Source organism: Streptomyces sp. NPDC007872 (assembly GCF_042868165.1).
Taxonomy (GTDB): Bacteria; Actinomycetota; Actinomycetes; order Streptomycetales; family Streptomycetaceae; genus Streptomyces.
Map to the genome: position 1 here is coordinate 751,340 of NZ_JBIAEA010000003.1, position 22,669 is coordinate 774,008.

Annotated in this window: 18 protein-coding genes and 1 pseudogene; 18 read left to right on the top strand and 1 reads right to left on the bottom strand. The window is 70.1% G+C overall.

The annotated features are described in order from the left end of the window. Positions 1-186: 186 nt before the first annotated feature. Positions 187-1,551, bottom strand: a complete 1,365-nt coding sequence (locus ACFYNX_RS13870) for an APC family permease (protein WP_388661268.1) — start codon at positions 1,549-1,551, stop codon at positions 187-189. A 190-nt stretch (positions 1,552-1,741) separates the two neighbouring features. Here ACFYNX_RS13870 and ACFYNX_RS13875 point away from each other — a divergent pair, with 190 nt between their 5' ends. The 18 genes and pseudogenes from ACFYNX_RS13875 to ACFYNX_RS13960 all read left to right on the top strand — a co-directional run bounded on the left by ACFYNX_RS13875 (position 1,742) and on the right by ACFYNX_RS13960 (position 22,629). Continuing rightward, positions 1,742-1,987, top strand: a complete 246-nt coding sequence (locus tag ACFYNX_RS13875) for a hypothetical protein (RefSeq protein ID WP_388661271.1) — start codon at positions 1,742-1,744, stop codon at positions 1,985-1,987. A gap of 280 nt (positions 1,988-2,267) precedes the next feature. Next, on the top strand, positions 2,268-3,803 hold the full coding sequence (locus ACFYNX_RS13880; RefSeq protein ID WP_388661274.1) for a flavin-containing monooxygenase: 1,536 nt from the start codon (positions 2,268-2,270) through the stop codon (positions 3,801-3,803). Then, on the top strand, positions 3,796-4,731 hold the full coding sequence (locus tag ACFYNX_RS13885) for an alpha/beta fold hydrolase (protein WP_388661277.1): 936 nt from the start codon (positions 3,796-3,798) through the stop codon (positions 4,729-4,731). The genes ACFYNX_RS13880 and ACFYNX_RS13885 overlap by 8 nt, the downstream gene beginning before the upstream one ends. Further along, positions 4,715-6,109 carry a flavin monoamine oxidase family protein gene (locus ACFYNX_RS13890; protein ID WP_388661280.1) on the top strand — a complete coding sequence of 465 codons (1,395 nt, stop codon included), beginning with the start codon at positions 4,715-4,717 and terminating at the stop codon, positions 6,107-6,109. The genes ACFYNX_RS13885 and ACFYNX_RS13890 overlap by 17 nt, the downstream gene beginning before the upstream one ends. Continuing rightward, positions 6,106-6,810 carry a transporter gene (locus ACFYNX_RS13895; protein ID WP_388661283.1) on the top strand — a complete coding sequence of 235 codons (705 nt, stop codon included), beginning with the start codon at positions 6,106-6,108 and terminating at the stop codon, positions 6,808-6,810. Before ACFYNX_RS13890 ends, ACFYNX_RS13895 begins: the two co-directional genes overlap by 4 nt. Positions 6,811-6,836: 26 nt before the next feature. Then, entirely contained in the window at positions 6,837-8,195 is a 1,359-nt protein-coding gene (locus ACFYNX_RS13900; protein WP_388661284.1) for an NAD-dependent succinate-semialdehyde dehydrogenase, read from the top strand. Between the two features lie 29 nt (positions 8,196-8,224). After that, positions 8,225-9,340, top strand: a complete 1,116-nt coding sequence (locus ACFYNX_RS13905) for a Zn-dependent alcohol dehydrogenase (RefSeq protein WP_388661287.1) — start codon at positions 8,225-8,227, stop codon at positions 9,338-9,340. Between the two features lie 17 nt (positions 9,341-9,357). Beyond that, positions 9,358-10,614, top strand: coding sequence for an aspartate aminotransferase family protein (locus ACFYNX_RS13910; protein ID WP_388661290.1), 1,257 nt, complete (start codon positions 9,358-9,360; stop codon positions 10,612-10,614). A gap of 101 nt (positions 10,615-10,715) precedes the next feature. Continuing rightward, the gene (locus ACFYNX_RS13915; protein WP_388661293.1) at positions 10,716-12,272 is read left to right on the top strand and encodes a long-chain fatty acid--CoA ligase; all 1,557 of its coding nucleotides are present in this window, start codon (positions 10,716-10,718) and stop codon (positions 12,270-12,272) included. A gap of 42 nt (positions 12,273-12,314) precedes the next feature. After that, positions 12,315-13,994, top strand: coding sequence for a class I adenylate-forming enzyme family protein (locus ACFYNX_RS13920; RefSeq protein WP_388661296.1), 1,680 nt, complete (start codon positions 12,315-12,317; stop codon positions 13,992-13,994). Positions 13,995-13,997: 3 nt separating this feature from the next. After that, positions 13,998-14,774, top strand: a complete 777-nt coding sequence (locus ACFYNX_RS13925) for an SDR family oxidoreductase (protein WP_388661299.1) — start codon at positions 13,998-14,000, stop codon at positions 14,772-14,774. A 28-nt stretch (positions 14,775-14,802) separates the two neighbouring features. Then, positions 14,803-16,041, top strand: coding sequence for an acyl-CoA dehydrogenase family protein (locus ACFYNX_RS13930; protein WP_388661301.1), 1,239 nt, complete (start codon positions 14,803-14,805; stop codon positions 16,039-16,041). Further along, positions 16,041-16,481 (top strand): annotated as a pseudogene (locus tag ACFYNX_RS13935) (phosphotransferase family protein); the annotation flags it as partial. The gene ACFYNX_RS13930 and the pseudogene ACFYNX_RS13935, both read left to right, overlap by 1 nt. Before the next feature lie 22 nt (positions 16,482-16,503). Continuing rightward, positions 16,504-17,142, top strand: a complete 639-nt coding sequence (locus tag ACFYNX_RS13940; protein ID WP_388661304.1) for a phosphotransferase family protein — start codon at positions 16,504-16,506, stop codon at positions 17,140-17,142. Positions 17,143-17,455: 313 nt separating this feature from the next. Then, positions 17,456-17,689 carry a hypothetical protein gene (locus tag ACFYNX_RS13945; protein WP_388661307.1) on the top strand — a complete coding sequence of 78 codons (234 nt, stop codon included), beginning with the start codon at positions 17,456-17,458 and terminating at the stop codon, positions 17,687-17,689. Then, positions 17,686-19,338: a transporter gene (locus ACFYNX_RS13950; RefSeq protein WP_388661310.1), complete on the top strand. Its 1,653-nt coding sequence runs from the start codon at positions 17,686-17,688 to the stop codon at positions 19,336-19,338. Before ACFYNX_RS13945 ends, ACFYNX_RS13950 begins: the two co-directional genes overlap by 4 nt. 186 nt (positions 19,339-19,524) lie before the next feature. After that, a complete protein-coding gene (locus ACFYNX_RS13955) occupies positions 19,525-20,391 on the top strand; it encodes a phytanoyl-CoA dioxygenase family protein (protein WP_388661313.1) in 867 nt (288 codons plus the stop codon). A gap of 48 nt (positions 20,392-20,439) precedes the next feature. Further along, on the top strand, positions 20,440-22,629 hold the full coding sequence (locus tag ACFYNX_RS13960; protein ID WP_388661316.1) for a SpoIIE family protein phosphatase: 2,190 nt from the start codon (positions 20,440-20,442) through the stop codon (positions 22,627-22,629). Positions 22,630-22,669: the final 40 nt, after the last annotated feature.

The window sequence follows — 22,669 nt, forward strand, 5'->3', positions numbered from 1 at the left end:
CGGTCGGCCCGCCCACGACACGGTGCTCGGCGAAACCGGACTTCGCCGGTGGCGGTTGCCTGGTACCCCACTGTCACAGGCCACGGCCGTGGTGAGAACGACACTGGGCACCGGCTTTCTCCGAGGGCGGTGCACGGTGCACAGACCGGCCGCGCCCTTGCGCTCATGAGCTGACCGGCACGTCGCTCAGAGTCGCTCGTAGACAGCCGGTCGGCGCGCGCGCAGGACGAGGGCCTGCACCGCGCCGGCCACGGCCGAGAGGGCGACGAGGCCGCCGATCACCCAGGCACCTGTGGTGGTGCCGACGAGGAGCGGGAAGTTGGCGACCATCATGCAGACCACGCAGGCCAGGCCGAGGAAGGCGACGGCCGGGGCCACGACCGTCCGCCACACCGGCTGCCGCCCGTCGGCGCGCCGGAAGAAGCCGACGACGGCGAGGCTGGTGGCCGCCATCAGCAGGACGATGCCGAGGGTGGCGGCGCCGGAGAACCACGCGTAGAGGTCCCCGATCGGGTCGAGGCCGAGCGAGGCGACGACGAGCGTGGTGACGAACGCGACCGCCGAGGCGACGGCCGAGGACGCCGACGGCGCGCGGTGCCGGGGGTGAACGACGCTCAGCGACGCCGGAAGCGCGCCGGCCCGGGACAGCGCGAACTGGTAGCGCGTCACGACGTTGTGGAAGGCCAGTACGCAAGCGAACTGGCTTGTGATCAGCAGGAGTTGCATGGTGTCGGCCCATACGGACCCCACGTAGCTCCGCGTCAGCGTGAGGACCAGACCTTCGGGGTCGGCCTGCGCGGCTCCGACCACGGCGTCGACGCCGGAACCCACCACGATCGCCCACACGGTGAACGAGTAGAAGGCTCCGATCACCAGGATCGCGACGTATGTCGCCCGCGGGACCGTGACGTCGGGGTCCTTCGCCTCGTGGCGGAACACGGCCGTCGCCTCGAAGCCGATGAAGCCGAAGAGGGCGAACATGACACCGAGGCCCAGGAAGCCGGTGCCCACGATCGAGGGCGACACCGGCTCGGCCGTCAGGCCGTGGGCGCCGCCGTGGCCCACGATGCCGGCGTCCATGACCAGGAGCAGCAGGAATTCCAGTACCAGCACGGCACCGAGCACCTTGGCGCTCAGCTCGATGTCGCGGTAGCCGAGGAAGGCGATGACGCCCAGCGAGACGAGCGCCCAGGCCCACCACGGGGAGCCGACGTCGGCGTACCGCTCGATGACGTTGCTCGTCGCGACCCCGACATAGGCGTTCACCCCGACGAGAAGCAGCGTGTAGGAGAAGAGCGCGAGGGTCGCGGCCGAGAGGCCGGGTATGCGGCCGAGCCCCGCCTGGACGTAGGCGTAGAAGGCGCCCGCGTCGCGTACCCGTCCGGCCATCAGCGTGAAGCCGACCGCGAAGACCAGCAGCAGCACGGTGGACAGCGCGAAGTACAGCGGCATCCCCGGGCTGCCGCTCACGGCGAAGGCGAGCGGCACCCCGCCGGCCACGAGGCCGAGCGGTGCCGCCGCGGCGACGACCATGAAAACGATCTGCGACACGCCGAGCCCACGGTGGAGCGGGTTGCCCGATCCCGCTTCACCGCCGGGTGCTTCGGTGTGCCCTGTCTTGGAGAGGTCGGTCATCGCGATCACCTTTCGGCTCACGGGCCGGTACCGGCTCGTCATGGGTGGGTGAAGGAATGCGTGGAGCGGTACGCCTGCGCGAACGAACAGGTGCGGCTCCCTCGCGGTGGCTGAGCCGGAGCGGCAGGAGGCGGCTCCTGCCGCCCGAGAAGACGCGGCCCCGTGCGGGCTCAGGGTCGTCGGCCGCTTCTGCTCGGCCGCGATCGCGGGAGCGACGGCGGCGATCGCGGGAGTGACGGCGGCGATCCCCCGCGACTCGATACACCTGTGGGTCCCGGCACGCGGCGAGGTCGTGACGACAGCGGGTTCGGTCTCCCCGCATGACCACGAGCCCGCTGTTTACTACCACTAAACAGCGGGGGGAAACCTCTACCACCCCGGTCTTGCTCCTGCAATGGCTGCGGCAGCAAGACGCCGCTGGACGGCCGTCTCCGGCCGCCCCCCGGAAGGGCCGAGCCCCAGGCTCCACCGGGGCCTCCGCCCGAACGTCGGACACCGTACGGGCGCAACGGCCCGGTCCGCCTGTGCATCGTGCACCGAGCCCTGGCGAAGGAGGTGCCCGCTGTCGTTCTCGCAGGCGGTCGCGGCTCGCGACAGTGAGGTAACCGCCACAGGAACAGCGAGGAAACGCCATGACAGCTGAGGTGTTGGACGCCGTCGAGGAATTCGACGTGGTGATCATCGGAGCCGGAATCTCCGGGATCGGCGCGGCCACCTATTTCAGCCGGGAGCTGCCCGACAAGTCGCTCGCCGTACTGGAAGCGCGCGACGACATCGGAGGCACGTGGGACCTGTTCCGCTATCCCGGCATCCGCTCGGACTCCGACCTCCACACGTTCGGATACGCGTTCAAGCCCTGGCGCCACGAAGCCGCGATCGCCGACGCCCCCCTCATCAAGGAGTACCTCCACGAGACCGTCGAGGAGAACGGCCTGGAGCGCGTCCTCAGGCTCGGCCACCGGGTCGTCCGCGCGGAGTGGTCCATGGCGGACTCACGGTGGACCCTCACCGTCCGGACGTCGGACTCCGCCACGGGAGCGACCCGGACCAGGACGATCCACGCGGGATGGGTCTTCGCCGCCACCGGCTACTACCGGTACGACGAGGGGTTCTCCCCGGAGTTCCAGGGACGGGACGAGTTCGAGGGCCGGATCGTCCATCCGCAGCACTGGCCCGAGGGACTCGACTACAGCGACAAGAAGGTCGTCGTCATCGGCAGCGGCGCGACCGCGATCACTCTGGTGCCGGCCATGACCACCGGGGCGGGCGCCGCCCGGCACGTGACGATGCTGCAGCGCACCCCCACCTACGTCATGGCGCTCCCCCGCGTCGACAAGGTCGCCCTGGCGCTCACGAAGCTGCTCGGGGAAGAGCGCGGGTACGCCGTGACGCGGTTCAAGAACATCTGGACCGAACACGCCGTCGTGAAGGGCCTGCGGACCTTCCCCAAGGCAGGACGGGCCTTCATCCGGCGCGAGAACGTCAAGCGCCTTCCCAAGGGGTTCGACGTCGACAAGCACTTCAACCCGCCGTACGACCCGTGGGACCAGCGGGTGTGTGTGGCGCCGAACGGAGACTTCTTCGACGCGATCAAGGACGGAAGGGCCTCCGTCGTCACCGACGCCGTGGCGAGGTTCAGCAAGCGCGGCATCGTCCTGGCGTCGGGTGAGGAACTGGAAGCCGACATCATCGTCACGGCGACGGGGCTGAACCTTCGGCTCTTCGACGGCATGCCCCTCGTGGTCGACGGGCATCAGGTCGACATCGCGGACGCGCTCTGTTACCGCGGCATGCTGCTGAGCGGGATGCCGAACTGGGCGATGGCGATCGGCTACACCACCTCGTCCTGGACGCTCAAGGTGAGCCTGATGTGCCGTTACTTCATCGACCTGGTCAGGCACATGGACGCCCGCGGATTCGACACGGTGGTTCCGGTCGCGCCATCGGGGACGAAGCGCAGGCCCGTCATGGACCTCCAGGCCGGATACGCCAAGCGCGGCGAGAAGCTCATGCCCAAGCAGGGCCCCGAGAAGCCCTGGCGGATGGCGATGTCCTACCCCGAGGACGCCAGGGCGCTGCGCGGCCCGGTGGCCGACGAGAACCTCCGGTTCGGCGCCCGCCGGGCGGCCGCGCCGGCACACGGCGGGAGGCGAGCCACCCGTGCCTGAGACGAGCGCCGTCGAGAGCGCCGACCAGTACGCGACCCTGCCGTCCGGAATGACGATCTGTTTCCGGGACCACGGCGACAAGGACGACCCCGCGATGCTGCTCATCGCGGGACTGGGCGAAGACCTCACCTTCTGGTCCGACTCGTTCGTCGGCTCCCTCACCGTCCACGGTTTCAGGGTCGTCGCGATCGACAACCGCGACGCCGGCCAGTCGACGTTCGTCGCCGCGCCCCCGCCCGGGATCTGGCGTCAGATCGCCGCGCGTCCGCGCGGCGACGCGTACACGCTGGCTGACATGGCCCAGGACGCCGTCGGCGTACTCGACCATCTCGGGATCGCGCGGGTGCACCTGGTCGGGCGGTCGATGGGAGGGATGATCGCGCAGACGATCGCGGCCACAGCACCCGAGCGGGTCCTGTCGCTGGCCTCCCTCTACTCCACGACCGGGGCGCGCAAGGTCGGTCAGCCGGCCCTGTCGACGATCCGGCTCCTCGCCGCCCCGCCGGCGAGGAACAGAACCGCGGCGGTCCGTGCCCACCTGCGGCTCACCCATCACATCGCTGGAACGGGGCACCCCATCGACGACGCGGCCGAGGCGGCCATCGCAGCGCGCGGCTGGGACCGCAGCGCCGGCGACCCGGCGGCCGGCACGGCGCGCCAGATCCAGGCCATCCAGCGCTCCGGGGACCGGACGGCCCATCTGAGCCGGATCACCGCCCCGACGCTGGTCATCCACGGCGACCGGGACCCACTGGTGAGCCCGAGCGGCGGCGCCGCGACAGTCCAGGCGATCCGCTCAGCACAGCACGTGGTCATTCCCGGGATGGGCCATCACCTCCCCGAGTCCCTCGTCGGCCCCATCACGACCTACATCGCGCAGCACGCGAACCGCGTGGGTGAAGGAGGCAGCCATGTCCGGATCTCGTGAGCCCCGCTCCGGGAGCACCACGGTCGACGTCGTGGTCGTCGGTGCCGGTTTCGCCGGTCTGAGCGCGGCGGAGCGACTGGTGAGCACGGGGCGATCCGTCCTGGTCGTGGAAGGCCGTGACCGGGTGGGAGGCCGCTCGTTCTCCGGCGAGGTGGCTGGCGTGAAGGTCGACCTCGGAGCGACGTGGGTGGCCCGGCGCCACACCGCCGTCCGGGACCTCGCGAGCCGGGTGGGGTGTACCACCACCGACCAGTTCGCCCAGGGCCGCAACGTGCTGTGGATGGCGGGCCGGCGCCGCACCTACAGCGGCACCATTCCCAAGGTCTCCCCCGCGGCCCTGGTGGACATGGCGCGCATGCAGGCGGCGGTGAACAAGCTGGTCGCGACCGTCGACGTGGACGCGGCGTGGGAAACGCCGGGGGCCGGCCGGCTCGACGCCGTCTCGTTCGGCGAGTGGCTCGACCGGAAGAACGCGCTGCCCGGCACCCGTGCGCTGATGACCGTCATCAGCAAGGTGCAGTGGGGCTGCACCCCGGGAGACGTCTCCCTGCTGCACGCACTGCGCTACATCCGCTCGGCGGGCGGACTCGACCACATGCTGGACGTCGAGGGCGGCCAGCAGCAGGACCGGATCGTCGAGACCACCCAGGAGATCGCCCAGCGGGTGGCGGAGCGGCTCGGCGACCGCGTGCGCCTGGAGACACCGGTGCGCCGCATCGCACAGGAAGACGACGGCGTCACCGTCCGCACCGACTCCGGCGAGATCCGGGCCCGGTACGCGATCGTCACGGCCTCGCCGGCGCATCGCGCCGCCATCACCTTCGAGCCCGCTCTGTCCGAGCAGGGCGAAGGGCTCACGCGGACCTGGCGCATGGGCGTGCTGAGCAAGGCGTTCGTGGCCTACGAGAGGCCGTTCTGGAGGGCGGAGGGCTGTTCCGGTGAGGCGGTGACCGACACCGGGACCGTGTTCATCACCTTCGACGTGTCCCCCGCCCCCGGCGGACCGGGCGTCCTGATGGCCTTCTGCGATCCGCGCGTCTTCGACGGCTTCAGCCCCGGGGCCCGGCGCGACCGGGTGGTCCGGCAACTCGCCGACCTCTACGGTCCGCAGGCGCTCGCCCCGATCGACTACGTGGACCACTGCTGGGGAGCGGAACCCTTCGCCCCGGGCGGCCCCAATCCCGCCGTCGCCCCCTACGCGACCACGAGCTTCGGCAAGGCGCTGAGCGAGCCCCACGGGCGCGTCCACTGGGCGGGCTCCGAAACCGCCGGGGAATGGGCCGGAACCATGAACGGCGCGGTTCTGACGGGCCAGCGCACCGCGGAGAGCGTCCTCACCCTGCTGACTCGCGACGTCCGAGAGGGGGCGTCCCGATGAAGGAGACGCTGTTCCTGCTGGCCGACCTGTGGATGATCTTCGCCGGCTACTTCTACGGCTGGAGATTCATCCGCCGCTACGGCAACTACCTCCTGGGTCTCGAGTGGATGGTCGTCGCGACGTCGGGCACCAACTTCCTGCTCTGGTCGCTGCTCGGGGCCAAGAGCGACAGCGTGCTGTACGACGTGGCGTACTTCTTCGACGCGTTCTCCAGGTCGGTCGGCATCACCCTCATCCTGATCCTGGGTCTGATGAAGGTCACCCATCGCTACAAGCCGAGCCGCAGCGTCGACGTCGCCGTGTTCGGGGTCGCGATCGTGGCCGCCCTGTTCCTCCGCCCCCTCCACGGCGCGGATCTCCACACCGACCGTGCCGCGTTCTGGGTCTCCGTGTTCTACGTCGTCGTCAACCTCCTCACGGCCGTGTTCCTCTGCTACTTCGTCAAACGGCTCTGGAGCGCGGGCGAGAGGTGGCCGGCGGTCTGGACCGGACTGGTCACGGCCGCCGGGACCACCATCGCGATCACGTACGACTTCTTCCCCCTGCCGTTCGACGACGTGAACCGCACGATCTTCTACACCGCCGCGCTGGCGACCTGGGGCACCCAGGGATTCGTCTACTTCCACGCCTACCGCGCCCTGCACGACCGCAACGCGGCGTCGGACGCGAACCCGGCCCCCGCGACCGGGGCCCTCGCATGAACCCGTCACATCCACAAGGAGTCAGCATGACGAAAAGGCACGTGTACGCGGTGGTGGAGCCGGCCACCGGCAAGCTGGTCAAGGAGTACCCCACCGCGACGGACGAGACCGTCGACGCGGCGCTCGACGCGGCGGCGGAGGCCTACGCGCACTGGTCGAGGCAGACCTCCGTGGCACAGCGCGCCCAGCTGTTGCACGCCGTCGCCACCCTGCACGACGAGCGCAGCCGGCAGCTCGCCGAGATCATCCACCGGGAGATGGGCAAGCCGGTGGAGGAGGCCGTCGGGGAGGTCGAGTTCAGTGCCTCGATCTACCGGTACTACGCCGAGAACGCGGAGAAGTTCCTCACCGACGAGCCGATCGAGCTCCTGGAGGGAGAGGGCACCGCCTTCGTCCGCCGCCAGCCGGTCGGCGTGCTGCTGGGGATCATGCCCTGGAACTACCCGTACTACCAGGTGGCCCGGTTCGCCGCGCCCAACCTCGCGCTGGGCAACACCATCGTGCTCAAGCACGCGTCGCAGTGTCCGGAGTCGTCCGCGGCTCTCCAGCAGCTGTTCACGGACGCCGGCTTCCCTCAGGGCTGCTACGTCAACGTCCACGCCACCGGCGAGCAGATCGGCCGCGCCATCGCGGACCCCCGCGTGCAGGGCGTCTCCTTCACCGGTTCGGAGCGGGCCGGCGCGGAGGTCGCCGAGAAGGCCGGACGCAGCCTCAAGAAGGTGGTGCTCGAACTGGGCGGCTCGGACCCGTTCATCGTGCTGTCGACCGACGACCTCGACGCCACGGTCCAGGCGGCGGTCGAGGCGCGGTTCGAGAACGCCGGGCAGGCGTGCAACGCCGGGAAGCGCTTCATCGTCGCCGAGGACCTCTACGACGCCTTCCTCGACAGGTTCACCGAGAAGGTGCTCGCACTGACCGACGACCTGGCGCCGCTCTCCTCGGTCGCCGCCGCCGAGTACGTCGAGGAGCAGGTCGGGCGAGCCGTCGCCGAGGGGGCGACCTTCGTTTCCGCACGGCAGCGTGAGGGGGCGTACTTCCCGCCCGGCGTGCTGACGGGCCTCTCCCCGGCGTCGCCGTCGGCCGCCGAGGAGCTCTTCGGTCCCGTCGCGACCGTCTACCGGGTCGGTTCCGAGGACGAGGCCGTCGAGCTGGCGAACGACACCCCGTACGGCCTTGGCTCCTACGTGTTCACGACGGACGCCGAGCAGGCGCTGCGCGTCGCCGACAGGATCGAGGCCGGCATGGTCTTCATCAACGGCGTCGGCCTCGACGGCGCGGAACTTCCCTTCGGTGGCGTCAAGTTGTCCGGTTTCGGCCGCGAGCTGGGACGGGCGGGCATCGACGAGTTCGCCAACAAGAAGCTCATCCGCACCGCTCGGACGTGACCGCCCCACCACACGGAAGGAAGACTTTCATGACGATCGAGTTCGACGCCGCCGTCTTCAGGACGCCGAACGAACCGCTGACCATCGAGCGAGTGACGATCCCCTCGACGCCTCCGCCCGGCGAGGTGCTCGTGCGGCTCCGGGCGAGCGGGGTGTGCCACAGCGACCTCCACGTCCTCCTGGGCGAATGGGAGGTTCCTACGCCGATGATCCTCGGCCATGAGGGAGCCGGGATCGTCGAGAGCGTCGGCGAGGGCGTCACGACGCTCAAGAAGGGCGACCACGTCGTGCTGTCCTGGACGCCCTCGTGTCGCCGCTGCCGCTACTGCATCAGCGGCAGGCCCGTCCTCTGTGACATGGTCAGCCGGCACTCGGCGAACCACCTGTCCTTCGACGGCCGGTCCCGGATCACGTCCGCCGGTGGGGACGACGTCCTCAGCTTCGCGGGCCTCGGAACGTTCGGCGAGTACGCCCTCGTGCCCGAGTCGGGCGCGATCGCCGTCCGGGACGACGCCCCGTTCCCGCAGGCGGCTCTGGTCGGATGCGCCGTCACGACCGGTGTCGGCGCGGCCGTCAACACCGCCAACGTGCGGCCGAGCGACACCGTACTGGTCCTCGGCTGCGGCGGCGTCGGCCTGAACGCGATCCAGGGTGCCCGGCTCGCCGGCGCGCGGAAGATCATCGCCGCGGACATCTCCGACGAGAAGCTGGAGCAGGCACGCGTCTTCGGCGCGACCGACCTGATCAACAACGGTCGCGAGGACTTCGCGGACCGGGTGCGGCAGCTCACCGACGGACGCGGTGTGGAGATCGCCATCGAGGCCATAGGACTGCCCCGCACCATCGAGGCGGCCTACGAGGTCCTGGCCCGGGGCGGCACGGCGGTGGTCGCCGGGCAGGTGGCGGACGGGCTGAAGGTCTCCATCGACCCCTTCGTCATGTCCGATCAGGAGCTCTCGCTCATCGGCTCGAACTACGGCTCCAGCAAGCCTGCTTCCGACTTCCCGCTGCTGATCGACCACTACATGAACGACCGCATCGATCTCGACTCCCTTGTGACGAGCGTGATCGGTCTGCAGGACGTCAACGAGGCGTTCGACCAGATGAAGCGCGGCATCGGCATCCGCTCGGTGATCACGTACTGAAAGGCAGGGGCGATCTCATGGCCCTGAAATCATCCCGCTCGGCCTTCGAGCGAGCCCGCCGCAGCGTCGGCGGGGGCGTGGGGTCGGGCCTGCGCGCCGCGATGCCACCCCATCCGCTCTTCGTGCGCGAGGCGCGGGGCGCACATGTCTGGGACCTGGACGGCGACCGGTACGTCGACTACGTGATGGCCTGGGGTCCGCTCGTCCTCGGTCACAGCGACCCGCGCGTGCTGTCAGCGGTGTCCGAGGTCGCGCAGAAGATGCAAGTCGTCGGCACCGGCCACCCGCTGGAGTACCTCGCGGCGGAAGCGGTCCTCGAGGCCGTGCCGCACGGCGAGCGGCTGCTGTGGAGCAACACGGGGACCGAGGCGGTGCAGGTGGCGCTGCGCCTCGCGCGCGCCGCCACCGGGCGGCGCCGCGTCCTCAAGTTCGCCAAGAGCTACCACGGCTGGCACGACACCGTGTACGCCGGGATGTCCGAGGACGACTGCGATCGCCCCGCCACCCCCGGTGGGGCGGGACAGTCGGCCAGCGTCCTCGACGACCTGGTCGTGGCGCGCTTCAACGACGTACAGCTGGCCGAGCGCTTGCTGAGCGAGGCCGTCGAGTGCGACATCGCGGCCGTGCTCGTCGACCCGGTGATGAGCAACGCCGGCGTCGAAGCGCCTTCGCCGCAGTTCCTGTCGACGCTGCGGACCCTCTGCGACCGACACGGCGTCATCCTCGTCTTCGACGAGGTGATCGCCGGGTTCCGGATCGCCCGGGGCGGGGCGGCCGAGAAGTACGGCGTCCTTCCCGACCTGTCCGTCTTCGGGAAGGCAATGGCCGGCGGCTTCACCCAGAGCGCCGTCGTAGGCCGGTCCGATCTGATAGATCAGGTGACGTCCGGGGTCGTTCACGCCGGAACCTTCAACGCCAACCCGATCGCACTGGCGGCCGTCGCGGCGACGATGCGCGTCCTGGCCGAGCCCGCGGTCTACGAGCAACTCGAACGGACCTCGTCCGAGTTCGAAGCCCTCGTCGGCACCGTTCTCGGTTCATCGCCCGATTTCGGCAGCTTCAACCGGGTCGGCTCGCTCCTCCAATACGTCCCCGCCGGGGGCGCCACGGGGCTTCACGGAACGAGCGGGCTCTGGGCGGTGATCCTCGAAGGGATGCTGCGGCAGGGCTTCCTTTTCATGCCGTCCGGCAAGGTCTTCCTCAGCACGGCGCACACCACCGCCGACGTCGAGGCGACGGCCGAGGCCCTCGACCGGCTCCTGCGGAAGTCGTGACACCCGCATCGAGTCACGCGTTACCCCCACCCGCTCCGAGCCAGGCCGCGTGTTCTGTTCCTCCGCGGCCTGGCCCGGTCCACCTTTCCGGAAATGGCACCATGCTGAACCTCTCGGTCCTGCTCGAGGACTCCGCCCGCACGCACCCGGACCGGGACGCGGTCGTCCTCGGCACGACGCGTCTCACCTACGCCCAGATCGACGCCGCCGCCAATCAGGTCGCCAACCTCCTGGTCGACCGCGGCGTCTGGCCCGGCGACAAGGTCGCGCTCAGTTGTCCGAACGTGCCCTGGTTCCCCATCGTCTACTACGGGATCCTCAAGGCCGGCGCCGTCGTCGTACCGCTCAACATCCTGCTCAAGGGCCGGGAGGTCGCCTACCACCTCGCCGACTCGGAGGCGAAGGCGTACTTCTGCTTCGAGGGCGGCGAGGGCCTGCCGATGGGTGCGGAGGGGCACGCCGGGTTGACCGAGACCCCGGGCTGCGAGCACTTCTTCCTCATCACCGCCGACCCCGCGGCGGAGAGCCCGATCGAGGGCGTCGAGACCATGGGCGCCGCGCTGCGGGGCACCGCGGCGACGTTCGACAGCATCGGGACGTCGGGGGACGACCCAGCCGTGCTGCTCTACACGAGCGGTACGACGGGGCAGGCGAAGGGCGCCGAACTCAGCCACGCCAACCTGGTGCTCAACGCCTTGGCGGTCAACCAGCTGTTGGAGAACCGGCCGGCTCTGGACACCCATCTGGTCGTGCTGCCGCTGTTCCACTCCTTCGGCGCGACCGTGCAGTTGAACGCCGGCTTCTCGACGGCGAGCACGCTGATACTGCTGCCGCGGTTCGACGCCCGGCAGGCGGTGTCCCTGATGCAGCGGGAGGACATCACCGTCTTCGCGGGTGTCCCCACCATGTGGTGGGGCCTGTTGCAGGCGCTCACCGAGGACGTCGATGTCGAGGGGATCGCGCGGAACCTGCGCGTCGGCGTCTCCGGCGGCGCCGCGCTCCCCGCGGAACTCATCAAGCAGGTCAGGGGGCGGCTGGGCGTCCAGGTCCTGGAGGGCTACGGCCTCTCCGAGACGTCGCCGGTGGTGACCTTCAGCGATCCGGCGCGGGAGCCCCGTCCCGGGTCGATCGGCGTGCCGATCTGGGGCGTCGAGGTCAAGCTCGTCGACGCGGACTGGTCGGAGGTCGAGGACGACGGCACGGGCAGCGCCGTCGGCGAGATCGCGGTCAAGGGCCACAACGTGATGAAGGGCTACCACGGCCGCCCCGAGGCCACCGCCGAAGCCGTCAGGGACGGCTGGTTCCGCACCGGCGACCTGGCCCGCAGGGACAAGGACGGCTTCTACTACATCGTCGACCGGGCGAAGGACCTGATCATCCGCGGTGGCTTCAACGTGTACCCGCGCGAGGTCGAGGAGGTCCTGATGACGCACCCGGCGATCAGCCTGGCCGCAGTCGTCGGCGTGCCGCACGAGAGTCACGGCGAGGAGATCAAGGCGTTCGTCATCCTCGAGCGCGGCGCGGAGGCCCGCCCCGACGAGCTGGTCGCCTGGGGCAAGGAGCAGATGGCCGCCTACAAGTACCCGCGCATCGTCGAGGTCGTGCGGACGCTGCCGATGACCTCCACCGGAAAGATCCTCAAGCGCGAACTCACGTGACCGGCGCGCCGAGCGCGTGGACACGGATGGGAAGGACGGCAGATGACAGTGGATGACGGCGGGCGGCGGGACACGTCCCCCGACGGGTCCGGTACGGGGCCGGACACGGCACCCGGCTCGCTCGTGGCCGCCTGGAGGGCACGCGTGGCGAAGAACCCGGAGGGCACCGCGCTCCGCTTCTTCGACGGTGCCCTGTCGGCGCGGGAGGTGGACGCGGCGTCGGACGCCCTGGCCGCCGCGTTCGAGGCCCGCGGGACCGGCCGGGGCGACCGCGTCGGAGTGTACCTGCAGAACGTTCCGCAGTACGCGCTGGTGCTGCTGGCCCTGTGGAAGCTGGGGGCCACGGCCCTGGGACTCAACCCGATGTACCGGGGCCGGGAACTCCGCCGGATCATCGAGGACTCCGGGGCGGTCGGCGTCGTCTGCGCGGACGAGGACGTCCACGAGACGCTCGGCACACTGGCGGGGAGTTCGGTGCGGTGGCTGATCAGCACGTCGGCGCTGGACTACCAGTCGCGGAACGATCTGCGGGTCTTCGCGACGACGGAACGTCTGGCATCCGCCCCGGACGGCGACCTGGTGGCCCTGATCGGCGAGTTCGCGGGCCGCGGCCCCTCGCCCGTGGAGCCGACCCGCGACGACGTCGCGTTCCTGACGTACACCTCGGGGACGACGGGCCCGCCGAAGGGTGCCATGAACACCCACGGCAACGTCCTGAGCGTGGTGGGGACCTGCGCGTCGTGGATGGGTGTGGGCGACGGGGACGTCGTGTTCGCCATGGCCCCGCTGTTCCACATCACCGGGGCGGTGGTCAACGCGATGATCTCCCTGCTCACCGACACCACGCTCGTCTTGGCGGGCCGGTTCCACCCCGAGGTCGCCCTGGACGCCTTCGCCGAGTACGGGGTGACCTACACGATCGGCTCGATCACCGCGTACAACGCGATCTTCCAGCTGCCGCAGGCCGGACCGGAGCACTTCGCGTCGGTGAAGGCCCTGTACTCCGGGGGCGCGCCGATCCCGCCGGCGACCGTCGAGCGGTTCCGGGAGCGGTTCGGCGTCTACCTCCACAACGGCTACGGGATGACCGAGACGACGTCCGCCGTCATCGCCGTACCGCCGGGTGAGCGGGCACCGGTGCACCTGCCGAGCGGGACGCTGTCCGTCGGCAAGCCGCTGCCGCGTATCACCGCCCGCGTCGTGGGACCGCACGGCGACCCGATACCCCCCGGTGAGCAGGGTGAGCTGGAGTTGAGCGGGCCGCAGGTGGTGCCCGGGTACTGGGGCAAGCCCGAGGTCACTCATCGGACGATGCCGGAAGGTCGGCTGCGTACCGGTGACGTCGCGGTGATCGACGAGGAGGGCTGGGTCTACCTGGTGGACCGGCTCAAGGACCAGATCAACGTGTCCGGTTACAAGGTCTGGCCGCGCGAGGTCGAGGACGCCCTCTACGAACACCCCTCGGTCCTCGAAGCCGCGGTCGTCGGTCGGCCGGACGACTACCGCGGCGAGACCGTCGTCGCCTACGTCTCGCTGAAAGCGGGTCTGACCGCATCCGCGGAGGAGCTGATCGCCTTCTCCCGAGACCGCCTGGCGGCCTACAAGTGTCCCCGCACGATCCATTTCCTCGCCGACCTGCCCAAGACCCAGAGCGGCAAGATCCGGCGCGCCGAACTCCGCGACACGGACGACACCGGGCCGGCGCGCCTCCCGAAGGACTGATCCATGAGCGAGAACCACACCGGCCGATTCTCGGGCCGCACCGCCGTCGTGACGGGAGCGAGCCGGGGCATCGGTCTCGCCGTCGCCGGACGGCTCGTCGCCGAAGGGGCGCGCGTGTGTCTGACCGCGCGCAAGGCCGGTCCCCTCGAAGAGGCGGCGGCCTCCCTCCCTCCGGGCAGTGTCGTCACCGTCGCCGGCAGGGCGGACGATCCCGACCACCGCCGCGAGGTCCTGGACACCGTCGCGCGGGAGTTCGGCGGGCTCGACGTCCTCGTGAACAACGCGGGCATCAACCCTGCCTACGGCCCCGTCATCGGTCTGGACCTCGATGTCGCCCGCAAGGTCCTGGAGGTCAACGTCCTCGCCACCCTCGCCTGGGTGCAGGACGCCGTGGCCCACCCGAAGCTCGGTTTCACCGAACGTCGGGGCGCCGTCGTGAACCTCTCCTCCGTCACCGGTGACACCCCGTCACCCGGCATCGGCCTCTACGGCGTGAGCAAGGCGGCGGTGTCCCATCTGACCCGGACCCTGGCCGCCGAACTCGGCCCGGAGATCCGCGTCAACGCGGTGGCCCCCGCCGTGGTGAAGACCCGGTTCGCCGAAGCCCTGTACGAGGGCAAGGAGGCCGAGGTCGCCGCCGACTACCCGCTGCGCCGCCTGGGCGAGCCGTCGGACGTCGCCTCCGCCGTGGCCTTCCTGGCCTCGCAGGACGCCTCCTGGGTCACCGGGCGCGTTCTCACCGTCGACGGCGGCCTCGCGGTCGCCGGCGGCACCGCGTAACGACCGCGCCACCCCCGAAAGGATCGCCATGACGTTCACCCCTCTGCCGTCCGAGGTGGCGGAACTCGCGGAGCGCACGCGCCGGTTCATTCGCGAGACCGTCATCGACGCCGAACCCGCCCCCGGCGGACGTCTCGACCGGGCCACCCGCGACCGGCTCCAGACCGCCGCGAAGGAGGCCGGTATCTTCGCGCCGCTTGTGCCGAAGGAGTACGGCGGGCAGGGCCTGCCCATCGAGCACTGGTCGCCGGTCCTCCAGGAGGCCGGCTACTCGCCGATCGGCCCCAGCGTGCTCAACTGCATGGCCCCCGACGAGGGCAACATGCACATGCTCAACCTCATCGCCACCGGGGAGCAGAAGAAGCACTACCTCGCGCCTCTGGCGGCCGGCGACGTCCGGTCGTGCTTCGGCATGACCGAGCCCCATCCGGGAGCGGGATCCGACCCGGCGGCCCTGCGGACCAAGGCCGTCCGCACCGACGGCGGCTGGATCCTCGACGGCCACAAGCGGTTCACCAGCGGAGCCGTCGGTGCCGCGTTCTGCATCGTCATGGCGCGCACTCCGGCGGTGGACGGCTCCCCCGAGGGGGCCACCATGTTCCTCGTCGACCTGACGAACCCCGGCATCCGGATCGGCGAGGCGATCCACACCGTCGACCGCGCCATCGACGGCGGCCACCCGCACCTGTACCTGGAGGACTGTTTCGTCCCCGACGACGCGGTCCTCGGCGAGGTCGGACTCGGCTTCCGGTACGCGCAGGTACGGCTCGGCCCCGCGCGGCTCACGCACTGCATGCGCTGGCTGGGACTGGCGCGCCGGGCGCACGACATCGCCCTCGACCGGGCCGGGAGGCGGGAGCTGTTCGGTGGTCCGATCGACTCGCTCGGTCTGGCCCAGCACCTGATCGCCGAGTCCGTGATCGACATCGAGACCTCCGACGCGATCATCACCAAGACCGCGGCGCTGCTGCACAGCGACCCGAAGGCGGGCTCGGCGATGTCCTCGGTCGCGAAGGTCCACTGCTCGGAGGCGATCTTCCGGGTGATCGACCGCGCCATCCAGATCTGCGGCGGAGACGGGGTCTCCGACGGGCTCCCCCTCGCCCAGTACCTGAACGAGGTGCGTCCGTTCCGCATCTACGACGGCTCGAACGAGACCCACCGGTGGGCCATCGCACGCCGTGCCTCGGCCGGTCGGCGGGCCACCGTCCAGGCCGGTGAGCGATACCTGGGTGACGCCGTCGTCGGCCGGGACGGGGGCGCGTGATGCACACCGTCCCCGACGGCGTGGAAGTCGTCGCGAGCCGCGAGCGGGCCCGTCACCTCGACAGCCCTCCCCTCCTGGTCCTCGACGCGGTCACCGGCTTCCTCGACGCACACGGCATCGGCAGCGGGCCGATCGCGTGGCAACGCATCGGCGACGGCCACTCCAACGTCACCTACCTGATCGAACGCGGCGGCGAGTCCGTCGTCCTGCGCCGCGGCCCGCGCCCGCCGCTGCCGAAGTCGACGCACGACATGGTGCGCGAGGCACGCATCCAGAAGATCCTCCACGGGCACGGGGTGCCGGTGCCGGAGATCCTCGCCGTCTGCGAGGACGAGGACGTTCTGGGCGTGCCGTTCTACCTCATGGACCGGCTCGAGGGCACGATCGTCACCGACACGATCCCGCCCCACCTCTCCCCCGCCGAACAGCGCCGGCTGACCAGCGAGGCGGTCGTCGACACCCTTGTCACTCTGCACGGCATCGACGTCACCCGGGGGGGAGCTCGCCTCCCTGGGCCGGCCCGAGGGGTACCTCCGGCTGCAGGTCGAGCGGTTCCGCGGCCTGTGGGAGGTCAACACCACCCGCAGCCTGCCCGCGGTGGAGCGCATCGCGGAGTGGTTCGCCCAGAACCTGCCGACGAGCCAGGCGGCATCGGTGGTGCACGGCGACTACCGCATGGGCAACCTCATGTTCGCCCCGCGGGCCCCGGCCGAGGTCCTCGCGATCCTCGACTGGGAGATGGCCACGCTCGGCGACCCGCTCGCGGACCTGGGGTACCTCACCGCCACCTGGTCCGAGGCCGGCAGCCCTGCCACCCCGCTCGAACTCACCAAGGTGACCCGTTCACCCGGCTACCTCACCCGGTGTCAACTGGCAGAGCGCTACCAGCGCCGCACAGGCCTCGATCTCACCCCGCTCCCCTGGTACCAGACCCTCGCCCTCTGGAAGGCGGCGATCTTCTGCGAGGCCATCCACACCCGCTGGCAGCGGGGCGAGCGTCCTCATGACACGGTCTTCGGACCGTCGCTCGAAACAGGCGTCCCCCGGCTCCTGGAGCGGGCCGGGCACTACGCCGGCCTGACCGCGACCAGCCGCCGCTGACGCCCGACGCCCGCGGTGCGAGGCGCTTCACCGGCCTCACCGCGGCCGGGCCGTCATGCTCTGACGTCACGCCGAGGCCGTCGTTCGCCGTAGAACTGGTGCGCCTTCCCGCGGACGCCGCGCCACCGTCGAACCCCGGCGGTCACAGGCATGGCTTCCGACCGGTACGGAGCACGGCTGCCCGGCTCCCTCGCCCGTCCTCAACGGCTGCGACCGTCCCGCGCCCCCTCGCACCGAGTCCGTCTTCCCTGTCCTTCCAGAGAGAGGTCCCGTGCCCTCCGATTCCTCCCAGCATTCCCCCCGTGACACACGGATGCTGGTCACCGTCAACGCGCTGCCGCTCGCCGTCGGCGTCCTGCTCTCCTGCTCCACGACTCTCGGAGAGATCTCCGTGTACGGCCGTCTCACCCTCGCCATCACGTGGGCATTCACCCAGCTGGTCGTCCTCGTCGGCGGGACCTGGTGGTACGAGAACCGGGCCGCGTCCTCCTTCGAACCGGCCTCGGCGACGACTGCCGCCTCCCGTTCGGCCGGGGGTGCGTGGTGACGACGCACCTCCTGAGCGTCGGCTCGCCCGATCTCATCGGCACCGCCGCGAGGGGCGCGGTCATCAGCGCCTTCCTCGTCTTCATCGGCCTCTGCCTGCTGTGGGTCTTCACGCTCGCCACGCAGGACGACGACCCGGAACTCCTCTACGTCGCCGGCCGGTCCCTCCCACCCGTCTTCAACGGCGTCGCGATGGCGGGAGAACAGATCACGGTCATCATCCTGGTCTCGCTGCCGGGAGCGATCGCCCTCTTCGGCTACGACGGAGTCTCGACCGCCGTCGACAGCGCCCTCGCACTCGGCGTCTTCCTGCTCCTCGCCTCCAGGATTCGCGCGACCCGCCGCTACACCCTGGGCGAGCTGTTCTCCCTGCGCGCCGAGGGGCCGGGAGTACGGATCGCCGGCGCCGTGGTGACACTGTGCATCGCCGTGCCCCTGCTCATGGTGCAACTACGGGCCGGCGGCATCACCACCGCCCTTCTGATCGGCATGCCGAGCGAGCGGGCCCAGGTGGTGTGCACGGTGCTGATGGGATTCCTGGTCACGTGCTTCGCAGGGGTGGCCGATCTGCGCGGCACCAGTTTCGTGCAGGTCGCCAAAGTGCCCGTGGCCCTGGTGACGCTCGCCACGGTGACCCTGCTGGCGCTCCGCTTCTTCGACTGGAGTCCCGGATCCCTGCTGTCGGCGGCCATGGACACGAGCGTGTCACCGGGCGGATACCTCAGCCCCGGACTGTGGGAGCACTCCGCCGGAGGCGGACCGCTCGGCACGCTCAGTGACCACATCGTCGTCATCCTCGGAACCGCGATGATGCCCCACCTGCTCCTGCGCGTCAGCGCCAGCCGGGACGTGCCCGCCGCCCGGCGCTCACTGAGCGTCGCCGTCGGGCTGACCGGCCTCTTCTACCTGCTGCTGATCACGACCGGCTTCGCCGCGGCCGCGGTGGTGGGCAGCGGACGGATCGGAGCGGTCGACGCGAAGGGGCAGGGAGCCCCGATCCTCCTGGCGTCGGAGGTCCTCCCCCACCACTCCACCGGCCGGGTCGTGCTCATCACCCTCGTGGCCTGTGTCGCCTTCCTCGCCGTGCTCACGGCCGTGGCGAGCGTGACCTTCGCCGCCGCCGTCTCCGTGACCCGCGACCTGCTCGGGCGGAAGGGCCGTACCCGGATCGGGATCGGAGAGCCGGCGGTCCTGCGGCTGTCCGTCGTCGTGCTCTGCGTCGTGAGCCTTCTCCTCACCACCGCCGTACACCGCTATCCCATCGAGTTCCTTCTCGCCTTCTCGCTGAGCCTCGCGGCCACATGCGTGTTCCCCGCGGTCGTCTACTCCTTCTTCTGGACCGGCTTCAACCGCCACGGGCTGCTGTGGCTCGTCTACGGAGGGCTGTCCCTGTGCACCCTCCTGACCCTCGCCTCCCCCGCTGTGTCCGGGACGAGATACGCGCTGCTGCCGGAGCAGGACTTCAACCTGTTCCCGCTCCACACCCCCGGCCTGATCTCCGTACCGGCGGCCTTCCTCCTCGGATGGCTCGGCAGCACGCGTCCCTGGGAGCGGACCGCACACCCCCGGCACACGGCGCCGGAACCCGCTTCTGTCCGTAGCGTCCCCGCAGCTCGCGTCGACTCAGGCAAGGACGCCGTGAGCGGATAGCTCCGCCGTGCCCGCGACCGGACGGTGCATCGTGCACCGGGCCCGGGCGAAGCAGGTGCCCGCCGTCGTTCTCGCCTGCGGTACCGGCTGGCGACAGTGAGACGACCACCACAGGAACACCGCGGAAACGCCTGACCACCGAGCCCGTCTGATCAACCGCGCTTCGGATCGAGGAAGAGGACACGCATGACGGCACAGAAGAAGACCCAGACGCTGACGTCCGTGGCGAACGACACGCCGGCGGAGGAGATCCTCGAGATCGTGACGCGTGACGGCGGCGTCATCATCGAGGGCTTTCTGACACAGGAGCAGATCGTCCGCTTCAACACCGAGATCGAGCAGCCGCTGCGGGCGCTGGCCCCGGGGTCCCTCCACGAGGACGAGATCGTGGCCGCGTTCCACGGCAGCAACACCAAGCGCCTCACGAATCTGGTGACGCACAGCGCCACGTTCCGCAGCGAGGTCATCGACCACCCCCTGGTTCACGAGATCAGCGACCTGGTCTTCCTCCAGGAGTCGGGCACGTATTGGATGACCACCGCCCAGGTGATCGAGATCGGCCCCGGCAACAAGGCGCAGATGCTCCACCGTGACCTGGAGAACTGGTTCCCGTTCATCGGCATGGGGCCCAGCGGGCCGGAAGTCACCATCAACTTCCTGGTCGCCCTGACCGACTTCACGGAGGAGAACGGCGCCACCCGCGTCATCCCCGGAAGCAACCACTGGAGCGACTTCGAGGACCGCGGGACCCCCGAGCAGACGATCCCCGCCGTCATGAACGCCGGGGACGTCCTGCTCTTCAGCGGCAAGACCGCGCACGGCGGCGGAGCGAACCGGACCGGCGACGAATACCGGCGCGGCCTCGCCTTCGCGTTCAACGCGGGCTTCCTCACCGGTGAGGAGGCGTACCCCTTCCTGGTCGACAGGGAGCTCGCCAAGACGCTCTCGCCGCGTGTCCAGCGCATGCTCGGCTTCCGCTCCCAGTACCCCACGGGCTCTCCCGGTCTGTGGCAGGTCGACTACGCCGACCTGGGCGACCACCTCGGCCTCTGAGATCCGAATCGATCAGAGGCCGCCACAGCTGTCCGAGGAGCGCACGCCATGGCTTTCCCGTACATTCGCACTATGGGAACCGAGGTCGATGCGTTCCTTGGTCAGCTGGCCCGCCACCTCAGACCCGAGGTGAAGAAGCTGGCCGGCCTGCTGCTCCAGCGCCTGAACGGCGAACTTCCCGAGCTGTGGGAAGACCCGGACATCGCGGCTCTGACCCTGGAGGAGACGGCCCAGCACGTCACCGCCCTCCTTGATCTCCTGGAGACCCGCCCCGGCGCGAGCACGTGGAAGACTCCTCCGGCCGCCTTGGACATCGCCCGCCTCTACGCCCGGCGGGGAATCCCCGTAAGCCGACTCCTCCGTGCCTACCGGCTCGACCATCTCAGCTTGCTCGAACACCTGCAGGCCGAAGCTCCCCGCCTCACCAGCGACTGGCACATGATCAACCAGGCCACGATGAGGCTGGTAGCGATCGGTTTCGACTACGTGGACCGATCCTCGGAAGAGGTCGTCGCCGCCTACCAGGAGGAACGCGACCGTCTGCTGCAACGTCGGCTCGCTTTCACCGACAGGGCGAGCAAGCGGATCGGGACCACGCTCGACATCTTCCGCACCGCGGAGGAGCTGACGGAGGTCTGCACCGAGGACTTCGCCGACCTCGTCACCGTCGACCTCTTCGACTCCGCACTCGACGAGACCGGCACCGGTCCGCCGGAGGCCCTGACACAGCGCCGCGTCGCCCAGCGCTCCGTCCTCGACGGCTGTCCGGAGTCCCCGCTCCGCGTCGGTGAGACCCACGCCTATCCCGACGACTCGGAACCGGTTCACGCACTGATCACCGGACGATCCGTCCTGCACCACATCGCGGGGACCGAGATGCCCACGTGGGTGGCGCCGTCGGAGTCCCGCGGCCGGGTACTGCGCGACCTCGGTCTTCACTCCGTACTCCTCGTGCCTTTGCACGCCCGTGGGGAGACCCTCGGCCTGGTGCAGTTCGTACGCCATCGCACCTCGCCCCCCTTCGACGACGACGATCTCCTGCTGGCGCAGGAGATCGTCTCCAGGGCGGCGGTATCCATCGACAACGCCCGCCGGTACACCCATGAGCGTTCCACCGCGCTCACCCTCCAGCGGACCCTGCTGCCGCGGCACACGGTGCAACAGTCGGCCGTCGAAACAGCCTCGCGTTACCTGCCAACCGGATCCCGCGCCGGCGTGGGCGGTGACTGGTACGACGTCATTCCCTTGTCCGGGGCCCGTGTGGCGCTGGTCGTCGGCGACGTGGTCGGTCGCGGCCTGCACGCCGCCGCCACCATGGGCCGGCTCCGTACAGCCGTCCGCGCCTTCGCCGACATCGACCTCATGCCCGATGAACTCCTCACGCATCTGGACGACGTGGTCATCCGCATGCAGCGCGAGGAGTCGGCGGACGAGGGCGAGACCAGCGCCACGTGCCTGTACGCGATCTACGACCCCGTCTCCCGCCGGTGCTCCCTGGCCAGTGCCGGCCATGTCCCACCGACCGTGGTGACCCCCGCGAAGATCAGCGAGGCCTTGCCGGAGGTACCGATCGGACCGCCTCTCGGCCTGGGTGGACTCCCCTTCGAAACCGCGGAGTTCGAGCTGCCGGAGGACAGCCTGCTGGTCCTGCACACCGACGGGCTGATCGCAGGCCGCACGCGTGACGTGGACCGAGGACTCGCCACTCTGCATGACGTCCTCACCTCGGCGCCGGACTCGCTGGAGGAGATCTGCGACCGACTCCTGGCCGCACTGCTGCCCGGCTGCCCCGCCGACGACGTCGCCCTGCTCGTCGCCCGGACCCATGCCCTCGACCCGGACCACGTCGCCACGATGGACCTCCCGTCCGATCCGGCGGCCGTGTCCGAGGCCCGCCGCTTCGCCTCCGACGTTCTGGCGACCTGGGGGCTGGACGATCTTTCCTTCACCACGGAGCTGGTCGTCAGCGAACTGGTCACGAACGCGATCCGCTACGGCAAGAGCCCCGTCCAGCTGCGACTGATCCTCCAGTCGACGCTCACCTGCGAGGTCTCCGACGCCAGCAGCACCGCCCCGCATCTGCGCCGCGCCCGGATCTACGACGAAGGCGGCCGCGGCCTGCTGCTCGTGGCCCAGTGCGCGGAGCGCTGGGGGACGCGGCACGGTCGCGAGGGAAAGGTCATCTGGGCCGAGCAGGCCCTTCCCGCGGACAGCCCGTCGACTGCCGAGGTGACGTAACGCCTGATCCGGACCGACTTGATCGATCGACTAAGTCGAT

What these genes read in the sequence shown, in the direction of transcription:
- ACFYNX_RS13930 (WP_388661301.1), top strand. Translation starts at nt 14,803, where the DNA reads ATGACGTTCACCCCTCTGCCGTCCGAGGTGGCGGAACTCGCGGAGCGC.
- ACFYNX_RS13955 (WP_388661313.1), top strand. Translation starts at nt 19,525, where the DNA reads ATGACGGCACAGAAGAAGACCCAGACGCTGACGTCCGTGGCGAACGAC.
- ACFYNX_RS13905 (WP_388661287.1), top strand. Translation starts at nt 8,225, where the DNA reads ATGACGATCGAGTTCGACGCCGCCGTCTTCAGGACGCCGAACGAACCG.
- ACFYNX_RS13900 (WP_388661284.1), top strand. Translation starts at nt 6,837, where the DNA reads ATGACGAAAAGGCACGTGTACGCGGTGGTGGAGCCGGCCACCGGCAAG.
- ACFYNX_RS13890 (WP_388661280.1), top strand. Translation starts at nt 4,715, where the DNA reads ATGTCCGGATCTCGTGAGCCCCGCTCCGGGAGCACCACGGTCGACGTC.
- ACFYNX_RS13895 (WP_388661283.1), top strand. Translation starts at nt 6,106, where the DNA reads ATGAAGGAGACGCTGTTCCTGCTGGCCGACCTGTGGATGATCTTCGCC.
- ACFYNX_RS13915 (WP_388661293.1), top strand. Translation starts at nt 10,716, where the DNA reads ATGCTGAACCTCTCGGTCCTGCTCGAGGACTCCGCCCGCACGCACCCG.
- ACFYNX_RS13920 (WP_388661296.1), top strand. Translation starts at nt 12,315, where the DNA reads ATGACAGTGGATGACGGCGGGCGGCGGGACACGTCCCCCGACGGGTCC.
- ACFYNX_RS13910 (WP_388661290.1), top strand. Translation starts at nt 9,358, where the DNA reads ATGGCCCTGAAATCATCCCGCTCGGCCTTCGAGCGAGCCCGCCGCAGC.
- ACFYNX_RS13945 (WP_388661307.1), top strand. Translation starts at nt 17,456, where the DNA reads ATGCTGGTCACCGTCAACGCGCTGCCGCTCGCCGTCGGCGTCCTGCTC.
- ACFYNX_RS13880 (WP_388661274.1), top strand. Translation starts at nt 2,268, where the DNA reads ATGACAGCTGAGGTGTTGGACGCCGTCGAGGAATTCGACGTGGTGATC.
- ACFYNX_RS13960 (WP_388661316.1), top strand. Translation starts at nt 20,440, where the DNA reads ATGGCTTTCCCGTACATTCGCACTATGGGAACCGAGGTCGATGCGTTC.
- ACFYNX_RS13925 (WP_388661299.1), top strand. Translation starts at nt 13,998, where the DNA reads ATGAGCGAGAACCACACCGGCCGATTCTCGGGCCGCACCGCCGTCGTG.